Annotated in this window: 15 protein-coding genes; 5 read left to right on the plus strand and 10 right to left on the minus strand. The window is 70.7% G+C overall.

Going from position 1 to position 17,833, the window contains the following annotated elements; genetic code table 11:
- Positions 1-9 precede the first annotated feature (9 nt).
- Positions 10-2,259, plus strand: a complete 2,250-nt coding sequence (locus WH85_RS05965) for a putative bifunctional diguanylate cyclase/phosphodiesterase (protein ID WP_052720184.1) — start codon at positions 10-12, stop codon at positions 2,257-2,259.
- On the opposite strand, the gene WH85_RS05970 is transcribed toward WH85_RS05965, so the two are convergent.
- Complete coding sequence (locus WH85_RS05970; protein WP_045740690.1) at positions 2,223-3,248, minus strand: hypothetical protein; 1,026 nt, start codon at positions 3,246-3,248, stop codon at positions 2,223-2,225. The genes WH85_RS05965 and WH85_RS05970 overlap by 37 nt on opposite strands.
- Positions 3,249-3,316: 68 nt before the next feature.
- On the opposite strand from WH85_RS05970, the gene WH85_RS05975 reads away from it, so the two are divergent.
- A complete protein-coding gene (locus WH85_RS05975; RefSeq protein ID WP_045740691.1) occupies positions 3,317-4,060 on the plus strand; it encodes a class I SAM-dependent methyltransferase in 744 nt (247 codons plus the stop codon).
- A 102-nt stretch (positions 4,061-4,162) separates the two neighbouring features.
- Here the strand turns inward: WH85_RS05975 and WH85_RS52165 are convergent, their stop codons facing one another.
- The 4 genes from WH85_RS52165 to WH85_RS05995 all read right to left on the minus strand — a co-directional run bounded on the left by WH85_RS52165 (position 4,163) and on the right by WH85_RS05995 (position 8,614).
- Complete coding sequence (locus tag WH85_RS52165) at positions 4,163-4,735, minus strand: hypothetical protein (protein ID WP_211275293.1); 573 nt, start codon at positions 4,733-4,735, stop codon at positions 4,163-4,165.
- A 209-nt stretch (positions 4,736-4,944) separates the two neighbouring features.
- Positions 4,945-6,702, minus strand: a complete 1,758-nt coding sequence (locus WH85_RS05985; RefSeq protein ID WP_045740693.1) for an Hsp70 family protein — start codon at positions 6,700-6,702, stop codon at positions 4,945-4,947.
- The gene (locus WH85_RS05990) at positions 6,699-8,015 is read right to left on the minus strand and encodes a KAP family P-loop NTPase fold protein (RefSeq protein WP_157410803.1); all 1,317 of its coding nucleotides are present in this window, start codon (positions 8,013-8,015) and stop codon (positions 6,699-6,701) included. Before WH85_RS05990 ends, WH85_RS05985 begins: the two co-directional genes overlap by 4 nt.
- A 59-nt stretch (positions 8,016-8,074) precedes the next feature.
- Positions 8,075-8,614, minus strand: coding sequence for a TetR/AcrR family transcriptional regulator (locus tag WH85_RS05995; protein WP_245673841.1), 540 nt, complete (start codon positions 8,612-8,614; stop codon positions 8,075-8,077).
- A gap of 65 nt (positions 8,615-8,679) precedes the next feature.
- Here WH85_RS05995 and WH85_RS06000 point away from each other — a divergent pair, with 65 nt between their 5' ends.
- On the plus strand, positions 8,680-10,122 hold the full coding sequence (locus WH85_RS06000; RefSeq protein ID WP_045740696.1) for an MFS transporter: 1,443 nt from the start codon (positions 8,680-8,682) through the stop codon (positions 10,120-10,122).
- Between the two features lie 232 nt (positions 10,123-10,354).
- Here the strand turns inward: WH85_RS06000 and WH85_RS46715 are convergent, their stop codons facing one another.
- From WH85_RS46715 to WH85_RS06025, 5 genes are all read right to left on the minus strand, one after another.
- Entirely contained in the window at positions 10,355-10,723 is a 369-nt protein-coding gene (locus WH85_RS46715) for a DUF6578 domain-containing protein (protein WP_052720185.1), read from the minus strand.
- 398 nt (positions 10,724-11,121) lie between these two features.
- Positions 11,122-11,793, minus strand: coding sequence for a hypothetical protein (locus WH85_RS06010; protein ID WP_045740697.1), 672 nt, complete (start codon positions 11,791-11,793; stop codon positions 11,122-11,124).
- 371 nt (positions 11,794-12,164) lie between these two features.
- On the minus strand, positions 12,165-13,844 hold the full coding sequence (locus WH85_RS06015; protein ID WP_045740698.1) for a putative bifunctional diguanylate cyclase/phosphodiesterase: 1,680 nt from the start codon (positions 13,842-13,844) through the stop codon (positions 12,165-12,167).
- A gap of 202 nt (positions 13,845-14,046) precedes the next feature.
- Positions 14,047-14,862: an SAM-dependent methyltransferase gene (locus tag WH85_RS06020; protein ID WP_045740699.1), complete on the minus strand. Its 816-nt coding sequence runs from the start codon at positions 14,860-14,862 to the stop codon at positions 14,047-14,049.
- Between the two features lie 2 nt (positions 14,863-14,864).
- Positions 14,865-16,094, minus strand: coding sequence for an acyltransferase family protein (locus WH85_RS06025; protein WP_045740953.1), 1,230 nt, complete (start codon positions 16,092-16,094; stop codon positions 14,865-14,867).
- A gap of 145 nt (positions 16,095-16,239) precedes the next feature.
- Between WH85_RS06025 and WH85_RS06030 the strand changes: the two genes are divergently transcribed.
- Both WH85_RS06030 and WH85_RS06035 read left to right on the plus strand, forming a co-directional pair.
- Positions 16,240-17,187, plus strand: coding sequence for a sensor histidine kinase (locus WH85_RS06030; protein WP_045740700.1), 948 nt, complete (start codon positions 16,240-16,242; stop codon positions 17,185-17,187).
- Positions 17,184-17,831: a response regulator gene (locus WH85_RS06035; protein WP_045740701.1), complete on the plus strand. Its 648-nt coding sequence runs from the start codon at positions 17,184-17,186 to the stop codon at positions 17,829-17,831. Before WH85_RS06030 ends, WH85_RS06035 begins: the two co-directional genes overlap by 4 nt.
- Positions 17,832-17,833: the final 2 nt, after the last annotated feature.

The raw sequence follows: 17,833 nt of genomic DNA on the forward strand, positions 1-17,833 counted from the left end.
GGTCCCGGGGTGCCGAACAGCGTGCAGCCGTGGGACCAGCTGCGCCGGGACCCCGTCCTGCGCGCTCTCCTCGCGCTGACCCTGATCGGCTGCGCGCTCTTCGTCGTCCTCGACGGCCACCCGGTCCGGCAGATGCAGGCGTTCTGGATCTTCCAGATCCCGCTGGACGCGGCCCTGGCGATCGGCGGATGGCAGCTGCGCCGCCTCTGCCACGACCGGTACCGCCGGTTCTGGACGCTGATCGGCTTCGCCGGGACGATGTTCACCATCGGCGACCTGCAGCAGAGCCTGGTGGTGCTGCTCGACCCCGGCACGCCGTCACTGGCCGGCGGACCGGTGCAGATGATCTTCTTCACGGTCGGCATGACCAGCAACGTCATCGCCTGCCTGATCTTCCCGCAGGGCCTGCGGACCGCCCGCGAACGCTTCGTCTTCTGGCTGGACGCCACCACCGTGCTGGTCGGTGGCGGCGTGGTCGCCTGGTGCTACGCGGTCAACCCGGTCGGCGGCACGCACACCGACCGGCTCAGCGCCGGGCTCACCGGCGCGCTCGTCCTGGTCGCCACCTTCTCCGCCACCAAGGTCGCCCTGATCAAGGAACCGCCGATGGCGCGGATCGCGGCGTGGCCGATGGTGATCGCGGCGATGATCCAGGGCGTCAGCACGTTCCTGCCGGGCGACTTCCAGAGCGCCCAGCACGGGTACGTGTACGCGATCCGTCTCCTGCCGTCCCTGCTGATCGCGGCCGGCCCGTGGATCCAGATCGTGCTCGTCCGCAGCGGCCGGGAACACCACACCGCCAAGCGCCGCCCGTACAGCCTTCTGCCGTACGGAATGATCGCCGTGACCTTCGCGGTGTTCTTCCAGATGCTGCCCGTCCACGCGACGTCCCAGCTGACCGGCGCCGCCCTGGGCGTCGTGGTGATCACCTGCCTGGTCGCCGGGCGTCAACTGGTCGCCTTCCACGACAACGCCGGGCTGATCCGCCGGCTCGACGCGGCGGCGTCCTTCGACTCACTGACCGGGCTGGCCAACCGGGCGACCCTGCTCGCCGCTCTGGAACGCCCCGGCGACGCCACCGTGCTGCTCATCGACCTCGACGACTTCAAGACCGTCAACGACACGATGGGACACGCGGCCGGCGACCAGCTGCTGGTGACCGTGGCCGGCCGGCTGCGTGACGCGGTCCGCCCCGGCGATCTGGTGGCCCGGCTCGGCGGCGACGAGTTCGCCGTCGTGCTGCCCGGTGCCGCCCCGGACGACGCCGCGCTGATGGCCGAGACCATCCTGAGCCGGCTGGCCGAGCCGATCGAGGTCAGCGACCACACCCTGATCACCCGGGCCAGCGTCGGCGTCGCCCCGGCGCTGGTCGACGCCGACATCGCCATGTACGAGGCGAAGCGCCGCGGCAAGGGCATGTGGGTCGCGTACTCGGCGGAGATGGGCGAACGGATCAACGCCGAGGCGGTGCTGATCCGCGAGATGCGCCAGGCCGTCGAGGAGGGCCAGTTCACCCTGCTCTACCAGCCGATCGTCCGGATGAGCGACGAGCGGATGACCGGGGTGGAGGCGCTGATCCGCTGGAACCACCCGACCCGCGGCACGGTGCCGCCGGTGGAGTTCATCCCGATCGCCGAACGCACCGGGCTGATCGTCGCCATCGGCCGCTGGGCGCTGCGCGAGGCGTGCCGCCAGGGCGCCGAGTGGCGGCGATTGCTCCCGGACGGCGAACCACTGACCGTCGGCGTCAACGTGGCCGGCCGGCAGCTGCGCGACCCCGGTCTGGCCGCCGACGTGGCCGCCGCCCTCGCCGACTCCGGACTGCCGGCCGGCAGCCTGAGCATCGAGGTCACCGAGACCGCGGTGCTCGACGACGAACAGTCCCACGAGGCGATGCTCGCCCTGCGCGGCCTCGGCGTCCGGCTCGCCCTGGACGACTTCGGCACCGCCGCCAGCTCGCTGGGCCTGCTGCTCACCTGTCCGGTGACGACCCTCAAACTGGACCGCTCCTTCGTGGAGTCGATCACGACGGTCGGGCGGCAGGCCGCGGTGGCGACCGCGGTCAGCCAGATGGCGTCAGCACTGGACTTCTCCTCGGTCGCCGAGGGCATCGAGACCGTGGAGCAGCGTGACCTGCTGCGCGGCCTCGGTTACGAGTACGGCCAGGGATACCTGTGGTCGCGTCCGGTGCCCGCCGACCGGATCACCGAGATGGCCGGGGACTACTTCCCGTGCGCCCACCACCAGGCGCGCAGGTAGCCGAACCTGTCACCGAGCCAGAACCAGGCCCACGCCGTGACCGGTTCGCCGACGTGCGGGCCGATCTCGTCGAAGACGTCGCGCGCCTGGTCACGCCGGCCCGCGAGCGTGTAGTACAGCGCCATCCACTGCCGGACGTGGTTCAGGCGGCCGGGGCTGTGCGGGCCGGCCTGCCACTTGGCGATCCAGCCGTCCAGCTCCTGCTGCACGTCCGGCCGGCGGAAGAACTCCCGGCACGCCCCCATCGCCTGCTTGCTGCGGCTGTCCCAGGCGAACGTGCGCATCGCGTACTCGAAATGGGCGTACAGCGGAAGCAGCACCGCGTGCGCGCCCTCCGGGGCGTCCGCGGCGACCTGGCGGGCGGTGCCGAACATCAGGTCGTGCGAGCCGTACCACTTCTCGCACCGCAACGCGATCGCGGTCCGGTGCAGGTCGAAGTTGTGCGGGTCGCGACGGCGCCCCTCGGTGTAGATCGTGTCGAACGACGTGCTGCGGGTGATCTGATCGCCGAACATCGTGCCCAGCGCCTCCACCCACGGGATCGGGTCGTCCGGCCCGGCCAGCTCACGGGCCCGCTGGCCGGCCGCGGCGGCCTCCCGGGAGAGCCGGTGGAAGTCGCGGAACTGCTCCTCGGTGGTGTCCTTGGCCGACGCGGAACCCCGGGCCTCGCCGGCGCGGTGGCTCAGCATCGACGACTGCACCAGCACGGCGGCCACGTTGTCCGGTTCGGCGCCCAGCCAGGCGTAGACCCAGCCGTCGTTCTCGGCGGCCGCCCGGGCCAGCACGCCGATCCGGGTCGCCCGCAGCTCCCAGTCGGTGCCGGCGTCGTCGATCACCTGCCGCGCGGACATCCAGTCGCCGGCCGCCGCGCGATCCCGCGCCTGCCGCAACGCGGGATCACTGTGCAGCGCCTCGGTGTCGAAGTCGGGCGTGCCGGACGGCGGGTGGCCGAACACGAAACGAGCCAGCTTGAGGTTGTGAAAGGCCATTCCAAGATCGTAGGAGAGGCCGGGGAATCCGGTTGCCCCGAGGCATCGTCGTCAGTCACTGTCCCGGCATGGATGTGAACCATCGGGCCTGGGAGTCCGCCGGCGAGAAGTACGTCCGGGAGTACGACGAGATCTCCGCCGTCGCGATCGGCGGCACCTCGCTCCTCCCGCTGGAACGGGAACTGCTGCGCGACATCCTGGCCGCCGGCCCGGAAGTGATCCACTGGCAGAGCGGGAACGCCACCGACGACGTGGCGCTCGTCCACGCCGGGGCCCGGTCGGTGATCGGGCTCGACTTCAGCGAGACCGCGGTCCGGGTCGCCGGGCAGCGGGCGCGTGAACTGGGCCTGCCCTGCCGTTACGTGCGGGCGGCACTGCCCGGGGCACCCCTGGACGACGCGAGCGCCGACCTGGTCTACACCGGCAAGGGCGGCATCATCTGGATGCCCGACCTCGGGGAGTGGGCCCACGACATCGCCCGGCTGCTGCGCCCCGGCGGGCACCTCTTCGTGTACGACGAGCACCCGGCCGCCCCGCTGTGGAGCTGGGACGCCGACGAACCCCGGATCCGCCCGGACCGTGACTACTTCGCCCCGCACCACGTGAACGACTCGTTCCCGGCGGGCGGCGCCGTCCAGTCCCAGCACACTCTGGGCCGGATCGTGACGGCGGTGTCGGCGGCCGGGTTCCGCATCGTCGACCTGTCGGAATACCCGGAGCCGTTCTGGAGGATGGGAGGCGTCGAGGCGGCCGCCTGGAACGGCCGGCTCCCCAACGCGTTCTCCCTGCTGGCCCGCCTCGAGGCTCGCTGAGGAACGTGACCGGCCCGTCTCGAGGCTCGCTGAGGAACGTGTAGGCCCGTCATCTGTCCGGCTGCGGGCCGGACGGATGACGGGCCTTGGTAGCCGGGCGGGTTACGTCAGCCAGGTGGCCAGGGGCTTGCCGTCGTTGCTGCTGATGGTGACGCGGGCGCCCTGCCCGACCCCGGCGCCGGCCGGGTGATCGTAGAAGAGCCGCCAGTCGAAGCTGTTCGGGGCGTCGAGGTCAGGGGAGCCCTCGATGGTGTCCGCGTGCTCGATCGGGTCGTGGGCGGAGCCGTTCGCGTAGACGAGCTGGACCGGGGACACGCCGTAGCCCCAGGCGCCCTCGGTCAGCTCCACGTGGACGTCGATCCCGTAGGGGGCATCGCCGGTCTCCGCGGCGACGGTGGCGGCCTTGACCGTCACCGTGGCCGTGAAGCGCTCTGTCTTGATCAGCTGGGCGGTACCCAGCGCCGGGGGACTGTTCGTGTCCGCCGCTGCCGTTGCCGTTGCCGTGGCGTCCGCTGCCGCACCCGCGTCCGTCGTCGTGCCTGTCGCTGCCGCAGCGCCTGTGGCCGTTGCGGGGGCCGACGCGGCCGGTGCATCGGCGGCGTTCGACTCGGCCGGAGTGGTGCCACATGCCGCTACGAAAGCGAGCAGCATGCCGACCGTGAATGTTTTTCGCATTCCGCGATCGTGCCATCGGGTCCGGTTCGTCCCGCGCCGACACGCGCATCGATGAACTGTCCAAAACGCGACAGAAGGCGGCTAAACGCCGGTGGATCCGGTTCGTGGGCGGATGCCGTCCAGGGCGAATCCCAGCACGCGACCCCGCTGCTCGGCGTCCCCGAACGCCGTCGACGTCAGCGGCGGTCATCCGCAGTGCGTCGGGCGGGTCAGGCCAGCCAGCGTTCCAGCTCACGGGCACGGTCGTCGGTCTGTTCGGTGATCGCCTTCAGCACGTCAGCGGTGATCTGGTCGAGCTCATCGGGGGAGTACTCGCCGAGCCGGAGCATCCGCTGGATGAATGTACGTGCGGCTCGGTCGGCCGCAAAGCCTGACCCGGTGGTGACGGCACCGATCGCGAACGCCGCCACCTCCGGGGTCAGGGCCGGCGCGAATCTCGCCCGGACCCGTTCGAGAGCTGAGCTGACGAGGTGATGCGCCACATTCTGCGGAGCAGCGAACTGGGCGAGTCCCGCCGGGGTGCTGAACTCGGTGAGCCGTTCGGCCTTGCCGACCCGGTCGAGGATTCGGTCCAGCTGAGCCGTGAACAGGTCCGGCAGGTTCAGCTCGAGGTGAACCCGATGGGCGGGGACACCGTAACGTCGGCAGATTCGCTCCACCCGCATGGACAGGTAGAAGGCGAGCGACTCGGCCAGGGCGAGTTTCGCGTCGAACATGCCGAACTTGATGTGGTTCGCCAGATCGGCGGATGACTCCCTCGCCTCCAGCACCTGCTCGGCGATCTTGTCCTTCATCCCGTCGAGGGCCAGGACAGCCTCCGTCCGGACCTTCGCCTCCGTCTCCGGCGCACGCATCAGGTCGGCCACGTCCTGCCGGAACCGGCGGACCTCGGCCCTTCGTCGGCCGTTGCTCACCAGCCCTCGGGCGACGGCGAAGGCGGGCTCCTCGTCCTGCTCGACCGCCGCTGCCGGGAAGATCTCGTGGCACAGCCGGCCGGCGAGGGGTATGCGCGACCCACCACCGGTGAGGACCACCAGGGTCGGGTGCCGGTCTCCGAGCAGAGCCGCCACCTCGGCGAGCACCGCACGGAAGTCGTCACCCCACCCGCCGGGCTCCGTCAGCATGTGCGTGATGTCGAGATCGAGCAGCCAGGTCCACGCGGTCGCGACGATCGGCCGGAAACGTTCGTCGCACGACTCACGAAGGTTCATGATCCGCCGGGACTCGCCGGAGAACTGCGCCTCCTTGGCCCAGCGGCAGGCGAGGAGCAGCAGGGCCGGGCCGCCGTCGACGGCCAGCGCCGCGGACAGTGCCGTGTCGTGCCGCAGCGCGGACCGGACCCGGCCGGCGAGCCACTCGTCGATCTGCCGGCACCCGACTGCGGCGCCGACCGGCAGATTCCTCGGTGTGAGGTCCTCGACGACGGTGAAGTCAGTCGTCGAGGAACCGATGTCGACGACCAATACTCGTTCGAGCTCTGACTCGGCACGTCCCCGATCACGGACATGCAGCAGGGCTGACTGTGACTCCGGCACCAGCCGCACCGGCAACCCCAGAAGAGCGAGGTGCCGGTCGTACGCGGCGACCGCCTCGGGCGGCCACCCGGCCGGATGCCCGACGCAGACCGTGGCGTCCCGGAAGACCTCGGGATGCTGCTCCCGGAACTCCAGCAGCAGGGACTGCGCGAAGAGGACAGCGTCCGGGATCCCGGTGCCGAGCGCGTCCGGCGCCCGCTTGAAACTGACGCTGATGTGTGTCGCCCCAGGGCTGGTCACGGCCTCGTCGCCGATGAGCCGGTGGACCGTGCCGGCCGGCGGCTGCGCCATGGCCGTCACGATGCTGCGTTCGGCGGTGCGCGGCCGGGCATAGATCAGCGTCTCCCCGGGGCGGTCGAGCGGCGCCCATCCGAGGCAGCTCTCCCCGTCGCCGATGTCCAGTCCGATCACATAGCGGGCCTCGTCGGTCACGACTGTTCTCCCGGACCGCCGGTCACCGTCAGGACCTGGGTGACGACCTCGATCTGAGCCTTCGTCGGGATGTGCGGGAACGAGCACCCGCTGCGCTCACCGGGCGTGACGGCCAGCAGGAGGTTCGACAGCGCGGGCTCTGCCGTGGTCAGGTCCACCTCGTCCTGGCGGAGCCGGGCGTTGTTCTGGGTACGGGCCGCTTCGTCCAGCCGTTCCCACACCGCCGGATTCGCCTGCACACGCTGGAAGAAGTCGGGAAAGCGCATCCGTAGGGCCAACAGGATCGCCGCCTGCATCAACCTGTCCCGGCTCGGCCGCGAATGCAGGCAGAGCGTCGCCGCGGTGAGGTTGAGCGCCGAGATGAACCGGCGAATCCGGCGGGGATTGTCGCCGAACGCGTCCTCGGCGAGCCGCCACAACGCCGGATCCCCGCGCAGTTCCAGCACCACCGAATCCTGCAGTTGCTGGAAGACGGCCTCGAACCGTACGCCCGGAAGGTGGTAAGGAAAATGAATCAGCTTTTCGAGGTACTGTCGGCCCCTGGCGTGATCACCGTCGAAACGCTTGGCGGCCGCCGTCGAGATCACATCGAAGTCCATGGCCAGCACGAAGACGCACGACGCCTCGCCGAGGAAGAGCTTGAGCGCGTCGAGCACCGCGATGGCGGTGTCACCCTGGCATCGGTCCAGATCGTCGACGAAGATGACGAGGCGCCCCCGGTCGCCGACGAACGCCTGCACGACCTCGGCGAAGTCCGCTTCGAAATTGTTGATGTGCCGGTAGTTCTCGATGCCCCGCGCCTGCCAGGCATCTCTGACCGCGGTCACGTCGTTGCCGTTCACGAAACCACCGGTCAGGGGTCCCGCCGAACGCCGCAGTAGGAGCCAGGCGGCAGCGCTGCTCAAACGGCCGGCTTTGGCGCTCAGATCGGACCGGCGCCCGTCCTGATCCGCGGCGATCTCGGTCAGGACCGTCTGGATCAGCGCATGCCAGACTGCTTCCTTCTCGTCGTACTTCCACGGGTTGAAGGCGATGGTGGGAATGTCGCGCCGGTCCAGCGTCTCGCGGCAGATGTTCAGAAAACTGGATTTGCCGGTACCCCAGGGACCGAATACCCCGACGGTCAGGGGCAGGTGGACGGTGGCCTGAACGGCGTCGCAGAGAACGCGACTGTGCGCACCGAATCCGAACTGATCGCCCTCACACCCGGTGACCGGATTGTCGGTCAGAAGCAGGGGCGGACCAGCGATTACGCTCATGAGACGCTCCGGAGACGTGAGTACGTCTGGAGAATACGGCCGCTGCCGGACCACGCCCGCGGAATCCGGATCTCCGCTGGCCGGTGCACTCGATCGAAGGACTATTCCCGGGGTCAGGCACGTGGGCGGATGCCGTCCAGGGCGAATTCCAGCACGCGACCCCGCTGCTCGGCGTCCACGAACGCCGCCGATGTCAGCCCGGAGATCATCCGCAGGACGTCGTCGAAGCTCGCGTCGGGCCGGACCTCGCCGGCCTGCTGCGCCCGGGTGAACAGGGGGGTGCCCGCCGCGTACATCGCCTCGCGACAGCTGCGGAACATCGCGGACTCCCGGTTGAGCGCGTCGATGACGGCCCGTTTGGTGGCCGCGTACTGCACGAACCGGGTCAGCCACGCCTGCAGCGCCTCCCACGGCGGCAGTGCGGCGACCGCCGCCGCGACCTCACCCAGTTGCTCGATCTCCTCGACGTACACCGCTTCGAAGAGGTCCTGCCGGGTCGGGAAGTTGCGGTAGAGGGTCGCGATCCCCACCCCGGCCCGTTTCGCGATCTCCTCCAGTGACGCGTCCGCCCCGTGCGCCGCGAAGACGTCGCGGGCCGCCACGAGCAGCGCGTCGTAGTTGCGCCGGGCGTCGGCGCGGACGGGGCGTGGCATCGCGTGACACTCCTGACAATCAATCCGCTTGCGAACCGGAGGCATACCTCCGCTAATGTGGAGGCATGCCTCGACTTTACCAGCCCGGGCCCAGCATCACCTTCGCGGTGCTGGCCGCGGCAGCCGCCGCGTTCGCCCTCATGCAGTCACTGCTCACCCCGGTGCTGCCGACCATCCGGGAGGATCTGGGCACCACCACGAGCACCGTCACCTGGGTGCTCACCGCCTGGCTGCTCGCCGCCAGCGTCGCCACCCCGCTGATGGGCCGCGTCGCCGACCTGCTCGGCAAGGACCGCACCCTGCTCGTCGCGCTCGCCGCCATCGCGGTGGGCTGCCTGATCGCCGCCCTCGCCCCGAACATCGGCGTGCTGATCGCCGCCCGCGTCGTACAGGGCCTCGGCGCCGCCGTCTTCCCGGTCTCCTTCGGGATCATCCGCGACGAGTTCCCGCCGCACCGGGTCGCGTCCGCGATCGGCACGATGGCCGCCGTCATCGCCACCGGCTCCGGTGTCGGCATCGTGCTGGCCGGCCCGATCGTCGGCTTCCTCGACTGGCGCTGGCTGTTCTGGATCCCGATGACCGTCGTGATCATCGTCGGGCTTCTGGCCTGGCGCCTGATCCCCGCGTCACCGGTGCGCAGCCCCGGCCGGATCAACGTCCGCTCGGCCCTGCTGCTGGCCGGCTGGCTGGTCGCCCTGCTGCTGCCGCTGAGCATGGGCGGCACCTGGGGGTGGACTTCCGGGCGTACCCTCATCCTGTTCGCCGCCGCGGCGATCCTGTTCGCCGGATGGCTGTTCGCCGAGCTCCGCGCCGCCGAGCCGCTGATCGACATGCGCATGATGCGCCTGCCCGCGGTCTGGACCACCAACCTGGTCGCGATGCTCTTCGGGGCGGCGATGTTCGGCGTGTTCGCGTTCGTCCCGCAGCTGGTCCAGGTCCCGGCCGTCTCCGGCTACGGCTTCGGCGCCACGGTCACCGGCGCCGGCCTGCTGATGGCCCCGATGCTGGTCGCGATGGCCGTCTTCGGCTCGGCGAGCGGCCCGCTCACCCGCTGGGTCAGCAACAAGGCGCAACTGCTCTGGGGCTCCGCGATGGGCACGATCGCCTGCCTCTCACTCGCCCTGCTGCACGATCAGAAATGGACAGTCGCCCTCGCCGGAGCGATCTTCGGCATCGGTCTGGGCCTGATCTACTCGTCGATGGTCAACCTGATCGTGCAGAGCGTCCCGGCCCACCAGACCGGCGCCGCCAGCGGCATGAACACCAACATCCGCACGATCGGCGCCTCCCTCGGCACGGCGGTGGTCAGCGCGGTCGTCGCCGCCCACACCGGCCCGTCCGGCATCCCCGCCGAGACCGGCTTCACCGAGTCGTTCCTGATCCTGGCCTGCGCCAGCGCCGCGGCCTTCGCGGTGGCCCTGCTGGTCCCGTCCCGCAATCCATCGACCGACATCCCCGAGGCCACCGAACCCGAGCCCCTGCCGGGCCTCACCCGGGTGCCTGCTTGACAACCACCCATTTTGTACGCGCTGCCGGGAGTCCCGTGGCCCCCAGCGCGATGCCCCCGCCCCTCCAGGCCGTAACGCGCCCACCGGGCCGGGTGGGTGGTGATCATTCGCGCTGCAACACCAGCTTGGTGGTCCGGGCCGGGTAGGCGCGGGGCGCGTCGTCCCAGTCGGCGGTCAGCGTGGTCACGTCCTCGGCCGGATGGTGATCAGCGCACGCTGGTGGTGGCCCCGGCTACCCGGCTGTCGGGTCAGTGGTCACCAGGAGCCCGATCAGGAACCCGCCGAAACGATGATCGCCCCGGTCGTCGTTCCACCTCTCGGCGGTGTCGACGGGCGTCACGATGCCGGACCCGGGGACCGGTTTCGTCGCGAGGCGATAGTGCGCGGTGGCGATCGAGGTCACCGTGCCCACCGTCTGCGGGGCCTCCGCGTCACCGTGGTGGTCCTCGATCGCGTCGACGGTCACGCCGTCAAGCACCACGCCGGGCCACCCGAGCGCGGTGGTGTCGGCAGGTCGCAGCAGCCACGACACCTCGTCGCCCACGCTGAACGGCGTGCCGCAGCACTCCATCTGCCAGAAATCCATCCAGACCTGGAGCATGTCCTCACCAGCCGTCGAGTCGGAGCCGGACTTCCCCGACCGTGGCGTCGGCGGGCCGCCCAGCCAGGTTCGTGCCGGTCTGGCACTGATGCCTCGCGGTGAGTTCTCGGTCGTCATCGCCGACCCCATGGTATTCGCGGTGCTCGGCGGTCGCGATGTCGTGCCCGTCGCACAGTCGCGGCGGCAGCAGCGTCGTGTTCGTCGTGCAGCGGCCGTGCTTCTTGTGCGGCGGTGGCAGTGGTGTCGTACTTGTCGTGCGGCGGGCGCAGCAAGCGTCGTGCTCGTCGAGCGGCGGCAGTGGTGTCGTGTTTCTCGCGCAACGGCAGCGGCGGGCACGTGACGATGCGGCGGAGTCAGGATCACTTCTCGGGCCTGGCCGGGCGTCGTTGCGATGGCCGTCAGGGACCCGGCCGGGCCATCAGTTTCTGGGCCTCGTCGAAGGCGGCCTCAGCGTCGTCCAGTGCTTCGGCGTCGTTGAACGTCTCGTGGCAGTCGAGGTAGACCTTGCCCATCGAGACCAGCCGGTTCGCGCGGGCCGGGTGTCCGGGCGGGGCCAGGTCGACGGCCTGTTCGGCGACCGCGACGGTCAGGGCCAGGTCGGCGTGCTGGCCGGTGAGCGCGAACCGGGCGTGCAGGCTCAGGCCCAGGTTGTGCAGCGGGCCGCCGTTGTCGACGCCTTCCGGCAGGCTGGACGCCAGGTCGATCTGCAGGGCGATCACCTGCTGCAACGTGGTCAGGGTGGGGGCGCCACTCTGCCGGCCGTAGACCCGGTCGATCAGGGCGGCGGTCGCGCCGGCGGTCATCCCGGCCAGCTCGGGCACGCGGTCGAAGGCGCTCGGGGCGCCCCGGCTGCGGCACTCGCGCAGCAGCAGACGGCGGCGTTCGGCGCGGAGGGCGGCCAACAGCTCACCGTCCTGGAGCAGGGCGAGCACCAGGTCACCGAGGGCCGCGTCGACCTCGTCGGTGAACAGTAGTTGTTCGGTGCCGGCCAGGGTGCGGGCGCCGGCGAGCGGGACCCGGACGAAGTCGGTCGCCAGCCGCAGGTGCGGGTCGGGTTCGGCCGGAGTCACGCCGAGAATGCTGTCACGTCCCGGCCCGGTCCGGGTAGCGGCTGGCCGATCAAGCCGCCCGCCGACTGCTCAGCCTCCGAGCCCGGGCCGATCTTGGTGCGCTGACCTGCGCCGACGGAGGTCAGCGCACCAAGATCGCTGGGGTTGGGGCGCGACGCCGCGGTCTGCGGGGGCGGGCGGTTGCCGGCTACGGACGGGGGAGCACTTTCGACCTATGGTCCTAGGATGACTTACCGGGTGTGGGGCGGCTCGCACGTCGACAGTTCGGAGGGCGACTGCGCCGATCGTCGAAAGTCAGCGGTAGGCACGGGCACCACCGACACGGGCACCGTGACGGGTCTACCGTGATCGGCGGGCGGGGCGGGTGGGGGTCAGAGCAGAGCGGTGACGTCGCGGGGTGAAGTGGGCCGGCCGAACAGGTAGCCCTGGCCGTCGTCGCAACCCAGTGAGTGGAGCCAGCGTTCCTGGGCGGCCGATTCGATGCCCTCGGCGAGCACGGTGATGCCCAGGTCGTGGCAGAGGCGGATCACGTGGCGGGGGATCGGTGACGCCGGGTCGGCGACCAGTTCGGCGGCCAGCTTGACGGTGCTGATCGGCAGGCGGGACAGGCTGCCCAGGCTGGACCAGCCGGTGCCGAAGTCGTCGATCGCCAGGGTGACGCCCAGGTCGTGCAGGCGGCGCAGGGTGTCGTGCCGGTCGACGACCGCGGCGCTCTCGGTGATCTCCAGCTGGAGCAGGTGCAGCGGGAGGCCGCTGCGGTGCACGATGTCGGCGACGTCGCCGACCAGGGACGGGTCGTCCAGTTGCAGTGGTGACAGGTTCACGCTGATCAGCAGGTCGTGGCCCTGGTGGTGCCAGGCCGCGCCCTGCCGGCAGGCCTGGGTGAGCAGGGACCGGCCCAGCGCCTTGATCAGGCCGGTCTGTTCGGCGAGCGCGATGAACTGGTCCGGGCCGTGGACCGTGCCGTCGGGGGTGCGCCAGCGGGCCAGCGCCTCGACGCCGGTCACCGTCCGGTCGGCCAGGCGGTAGAGGGGCTGGTAGGCGGGGAAGAATTCGCCCCGTTCCAGGGCGGCCGGCAGGGTGGCGGCGATCCGGTGCCGGTGCAGGTCGGCGCGGGCCCGGTCGGGGTCGACGACGGCGTGGTCGCGGCGTTCGGTGCGGGCGGTGCCGAGGGCCAGGTGCGCGTCGCGGATCCAGGTCTCCGGGTCGGTGCCGGCGACCGGGGCTTCGACGACGCCCGCGGTGACCGTGACCATCAGTTGGAGGTCGTCGACGAGGAGCAGCGGGCGGGCGTCGAGGGCGGCGCGGGCCCGGTCGGCCAGTTTGAGGACCTGTTCGGTGCCGGTGGTGCCGGTCACGACCAGGGCGAACTGGTCTTCGCCGAGGTGGGCCAGGTAGTGCCGGTCCTCGGCGACCGTCTGCAGGCGCCCGCCGACGGCCTGTAGGAGCCGGTCGCCGCGGTCGTGGCCGAGGGCGTCGTCGAGGTCGGCGAACCGGTCGATGCTGAGCAGGCAGAGGCCGGCCCGGTCTCGGCAGCCGGCCGCGGTGATCGTGGTGCGCAGGTGGTCGCGCAGGGAGGCGCGGTTGGGCAGGCCGCTGCGTGGGTCGTGCAGTACCGCCCGGCGGTACCTGTCGAACAGTTCCCGCTGGCGGCCCTTCCAGTGCAGTTTCTCGGTGCGGTTCATCTCTTCGGCGGCGCTGACCGACACCTCGCGCAGCGCGGTGACGAATCCGGTTGTCAGGCTTTCCAGTACGAGCAGGACCCGGGTGCGGTTCTCGTCGGCGTCTCCGTCGAGGAGGTCGGGGAGGCGGTCGGCGAACAGGCGTACGGTCGCGCCCAGGACCTGTGGTTTCTGCATGCGCAGGTCGACCAGTTCGCGGCCGATGCCGGTGCCGGGTGTGGGGGAGAACGGTTCGGCGCGGATCGCGGCGGCCATCTCCTGCATCAGGTCGCGCAGGGCGACGCGGGACCGGGCGCGCGGGCCGGGGACGAAACCGGCCGCCATGACGTCGCGCAGCCACTGCTCGGTGAGCGCGTCCAGCTCGGTCATCGGGTTCCTTCCGGTCCGGCCCGCGTCGTCGGGGCCGCCGCATTATGGTCACCGTGGACGGTCGGCGGCCACTTCTTGTGCGGTACGGGATGATCCGGTATAAGTCCGGACTGTTGTCCCAGGTCAATGACATGTGACAAGGCCGGCGGCGGGCGGACCTCGCGAAATGCGAAAACGGACACCCCCGGTCGGGTGACCCGGGTTACCGCTTCCGGGCGACGGCGACCAGGGCGGTCGGCTGGGGTGGCTCGTCGGCCTCGTCGGGGTCGGGTTTCCACGAGGTGGCCGCGACGATGCCTGGTTCGAGCAGGGCGAAGTCGTCGCCGAGCAGGGCTTCCAGCTCCTCGGCGGTGCGGATCACCACGGGGGTCGGCGTCCGCTCGTACAGTCTGCGGGCCTGTTCCTGTTTCTCCCGGGCCTCGGGGGTGACCTCCGGGGCGAGATGTGACACCACCAGGTGGCTGCCGGAGACCAGGGCGTTGCCGACCGTCGCCAGGATCGTTGCGGGGTCGTCGGTGTCCGGGACGAAGTGCAGCACCGCGACCATCAGGACGGCCACCGGCCGGGAGAAGTCGAGGAACTCGACCACCTCGTCGCGGTAGAGGATGTCCTCCGGTTTGCGCAGGTCGCCCTCGACGGCACGCGCGTAGGGGTTGCCGGCCAGCAGGCTGCGGCTCTGCTGCACGGCGATCGGGTCGATGTCGACGTAGACGACCCGGGCGCCCGGGTTCGCCTCCTGAGCGATCTCGTGCACGTTGCCGAGGGTGGGGATGCCGGAGCCGATGTCGAGGAACTGGGTGACGCCGCCTGAGACCAGGTCGCGCACGACCCGGCCGAGGAACGAGCGGTTGGCCCGGGCGACCAGGTGGGCGTGTGGGTTGGCGCTGGTGGCGCGTTCCCAGAACTCGCGGTCGACCTTGAAGTTGTGGACGCCGCCGAGTGCGAAGTCGTAGACCCGGGCGGCGTTCGGAACGGTCACGTCAACCTCGTCGGGCACCCACGCGTCGGACTCCGTCACCGCTACTCCGATCGATTTCCGCCAATGTCCGCCAGCTGCCCGGCCATAGTAGGCGAGGAGGGCGCGGAAGGCGAGGCGGGCGCGCGCTGAGCCGGAACCGCCGGGGCCTGCTTGCGGCGGCGCGGCGCGAGCAGCTTCATCATCGGGTTCTCCACGCAGGTGTGCAGGAGCCAGGCCAGCAGCAGGGAGCCGGCGACCGACGCGGCGATGGCGCCGGCCGCGGGCAGCGGGTCCCAGCCCTCGCCGCCGCGTTCCAGCAGGCGCAGCACGTTCTGGATCAGCGCCACGTGCACCAGGTAGAACGCGAAGGACACCTCACCGAGCCAGACCATCGGACGGGTACGCCACGGCGAGCGCACGCCGGACAGGTCGGCCTTGGCGGCGCCCGCGATCAGCACGACGTAGCCGACGGTCAGGACTGCGAGCCAGTACTCGCCGGGGACGACCAGGGAGCAGGTGGCGTACACGGCCACGAAGAACAGCGTGGAGATCCACAGGCCGGGCCCGAACCAGTGGCGGCGGGTCATCAGGACGCCGGCCAGCACGCCGGTCCAGAACTCCAGGCTGCGGACCGGCGGGAACAGCTGGGTGAACCACCAGCTCTGTTCCTCGGAGACGAACTGGGTGAGCGGGAAGACCTGCCCGAGGGGGGTGTCCTGCAGGCCGAGTGGCTGGGAGACGAGCAGCATCAGCACGGGCAGGAGAGCGAGTCCGGCATACAGGACCCAGGATGGGGTACGCCTGAGCAGCGGCATCGCGAACGGCAGGCAGAGGTAGAAGAACACCTCGCAGCAGAGTGACCAGCTGACCGAGTTGATCGAGTACTGGTAGCCGTCGGCCGACGTCCAGGTCTGCAGGAGTCCCAGGTTGGTGAGGGCGATGTTCCAGTCGATGGTGTCGCCCCACCAGATCATGACGCCGATCACGACGGCCCATGTCACCAGGTGGCTGGGGTAGATCTTGGCGAGCCGCCGGCCCCAGAACCGGAACATCCCGTCGCCGGGGCGGGCCGACCAGGCCAGCACGAACCCGCTGAGCACGAAGAAGAACGAGACGCCGGAGGCGCCCAGGCCGAAGACGCTGTCCCAGGCCCGGTGCCACCGGTCGGGTTCGATGAGGTTGAGCGTGCCGACGTGGAAGCCGAAGACCAGGAACGCCGCGATCCAGCGCAGTCCGGTCAACGACGGCAGCCGGGTCAGGGGGGTCGTCGGCTGGGCGGCTCTGCTCGTCACCGCGCGCACGATACCGCACAAAGATCAACAAGCGGAAAAGTGCCGGACGTGGGGGTCAGCCCGGATGGACGCTCCGGAGCGTACCCGGCAGGCTGCGTAGTGGAATCACGCAGTGCGACCGACGACGGAGTGAGGTGATGATGGCATGTCGCTTTTCGGGCGGATCTTCTCGCTGAACGCGGTGATGCTGGTCGTCGCGGTGCTCCTGCTGCTGTTCGGGCCGGTGACGATATCGTCGCAGGCCCGCGCCAGTGAGGCCGTGATCGTGGTGGGCGGGATGATCGCCATGCTGATCGCCAACGTCGTGCTGCTGCGCGTCGGCCTGGCGCCGCTGGCCCGGCTCACCCGGGTGATGACCACGGTCGACCTGCTGCGGCCGGGCACCCGCCTGGCGGCCCGTGGCCGCGGTGACGTCGCCGCGCTGATCGGCGCGTTCAACACCATGCTGGAACGCCTCGAGTCGGAGCGGGCGACCAGCGCGGGCCGGGCGTTGCAGGCGCAGGAGGCCGAACGGCACCGGATCGCCCAGGAACTGCACGACGAGATCGGCCAGACGCTGACCGCGGTGCTGCTGGACCTCAAACGGGTCGCGAAGCTGGCGCCCGACGACGTCCGGGACCAGCTGACGCAGGTGCAGGAGACCACCCGCAACAGCCTCGACGAGATCCGCCGGATCGCCCGCCGGCTGCGGCCGGGAGTGCTGGAGGAGCTGGGCCTGGCGAGCGCGCTGCGGGCCCTGGCCACCGAGTTCACCACCGCCGGGCTGTCGGTGCGCAAGCAGGTCGGCAAGGACCTGCCGGCGCTCGGCAAGGACGCCGAACTGGTCGTCTACCGGGTGGCCCAGGAGAGCCTGACCAACGCGGCCCGGCACGCCGGCGCCCGCCACGTCGATCTGCGGCTCGGCGGCGACGGTGGCGGCGGCGTCGAGCTCAGCGTCCGTGACGACGGCAAGGGCCTGCGCGGCGCGGCCGAGGGCGCCGGACTGCGCGGCATGCGGGAACGGGCCCTGCTGATCGGCGCCACCGTGACCGTCGCGTCGCCACCCGGGGGCGGCACCGCGGTGACCCTGCGAGTCCCGGGAGGACAGACATGACCACGCGCATCCTGCTCGCCGACGATCACGCCCTGGTCCGCCGGGGCGTGCGGCTGATCCTGGACGGCGAACCCGACCTGGAGGTCATCGCTGAGGCGGCCGACGGCGTGGAGGCCCTCGAACTGGCCCGGGTGGATCCGCCCGACCTGGCCGTGCTGGACATCGCGATGCCGCGGATGACCGGCTTGCAGGCGGCCCGCGAGCTGTCCCGGCGCCTGCCGGACACCAAGATCCTGATCCTGACGATGTACGACAACGAGCAGTATTTCTTCGAGGCCCTGCGCGTCGGCGCGGCCGGCTACGTGCTGAAGTCCGTCGCCGACCGCGACCTGGTCGAGGCGTGTCACGCCGCCATGCGCGACGAGCCGTTCCTCTATCCCGGCGCGGTCACCACCCTGGTCCGCGACTACCTGGAACGCGCCCGCTCGGGCGCCGACATCCCGGACCGGGCCGTCACCGAACGCGAGGAGCAGGTGCTGAAGCTCGTCGCCGAGGGCCACTCCACCAAGGAGATCGCCCAGGTGCTGTACATCAGCGTCAAGACGGTGGAACGGCACCGCACCAACATCCTGTCCAAGCTCGGCCTGCGCGACCGCCAGGAACTGACCCGGTACGCGATCCGCGCCGGTCTCATCGAGCCGTGACG

It is taken from the genome of Actinoplanes rectilineatus, assembly GCF_000962825.1.
GTDB classification, from domain to species: domain Bacteria; phylum Actinomycetota; class Actinomycetes; order Mycobacteriales; family Micromonosporaceae; genus Actinoplanes; species Actinoplanes rectilineatus.

Coding starts and splice junctions, on each gene's coding strand:
- WH85_RS06030 (WP_045740700.1), top strand. CDS start 16,240: ATGTCGCTTTTCGGGCGGATCTTCTCGCTGAACGCGGTGATGCTGGTC.
- WH85_RS06015 (WP_045740698.1), bottom strand. CDS start 13,844: ATGACCGAGCTGGACGCGCTCACCGAGCAGTGGCTGCGCGACGTCATG.
- WH85_RS05970 (WP_045740690.1), bottom strand. CDS start 3,248: ATGGCCTTTCACAACCTCAAGCTGGCTCGTTTCGTGTTCGGCCACCCG.
- WH85_RS46715 (WP_052720185.1), bottom strand. CDS start 10,723: ATGCTCCAGGTCTGGATGGATTTCTGGCAGATGGAGTGCTGCGGCACG.
- WH85_RS06035 (WP_045740701.1), top strand. CDS start 17,184: ATGACCACGCGCATCCTGCTCGCCGACGATCACGCCCTGGTCCGCCGG.
- WH85_RS05975 (WP_045740691.1), top strand. CDS start 3,317: ATGGATGTGAACCATCGGGCCTGGGAGTCCGCCGGCGAGAAGTACGTC.
- WH85_RS52165 (WP_211275293.1), bottom strand. CDS start 4,735: ATGCGAAAAACATTCACGGTCGGCATGCTGCTCGCTTTCGTAGCGGCA.
- WH85_RS06000 (WP_045740696.1), top strand. CDS start 8,680: ATGCCTCGACTTTACCAGCCCGGGCCCAGCATCACCTTCGCGGTGCTG.
- WH85_RS05995 (WP_245673841.1), bottom strand. CDS start 8,614: ATGCCACGCCCCGTCCGCGCCGACGCCCGGCGCAACTACGACGCGCTG.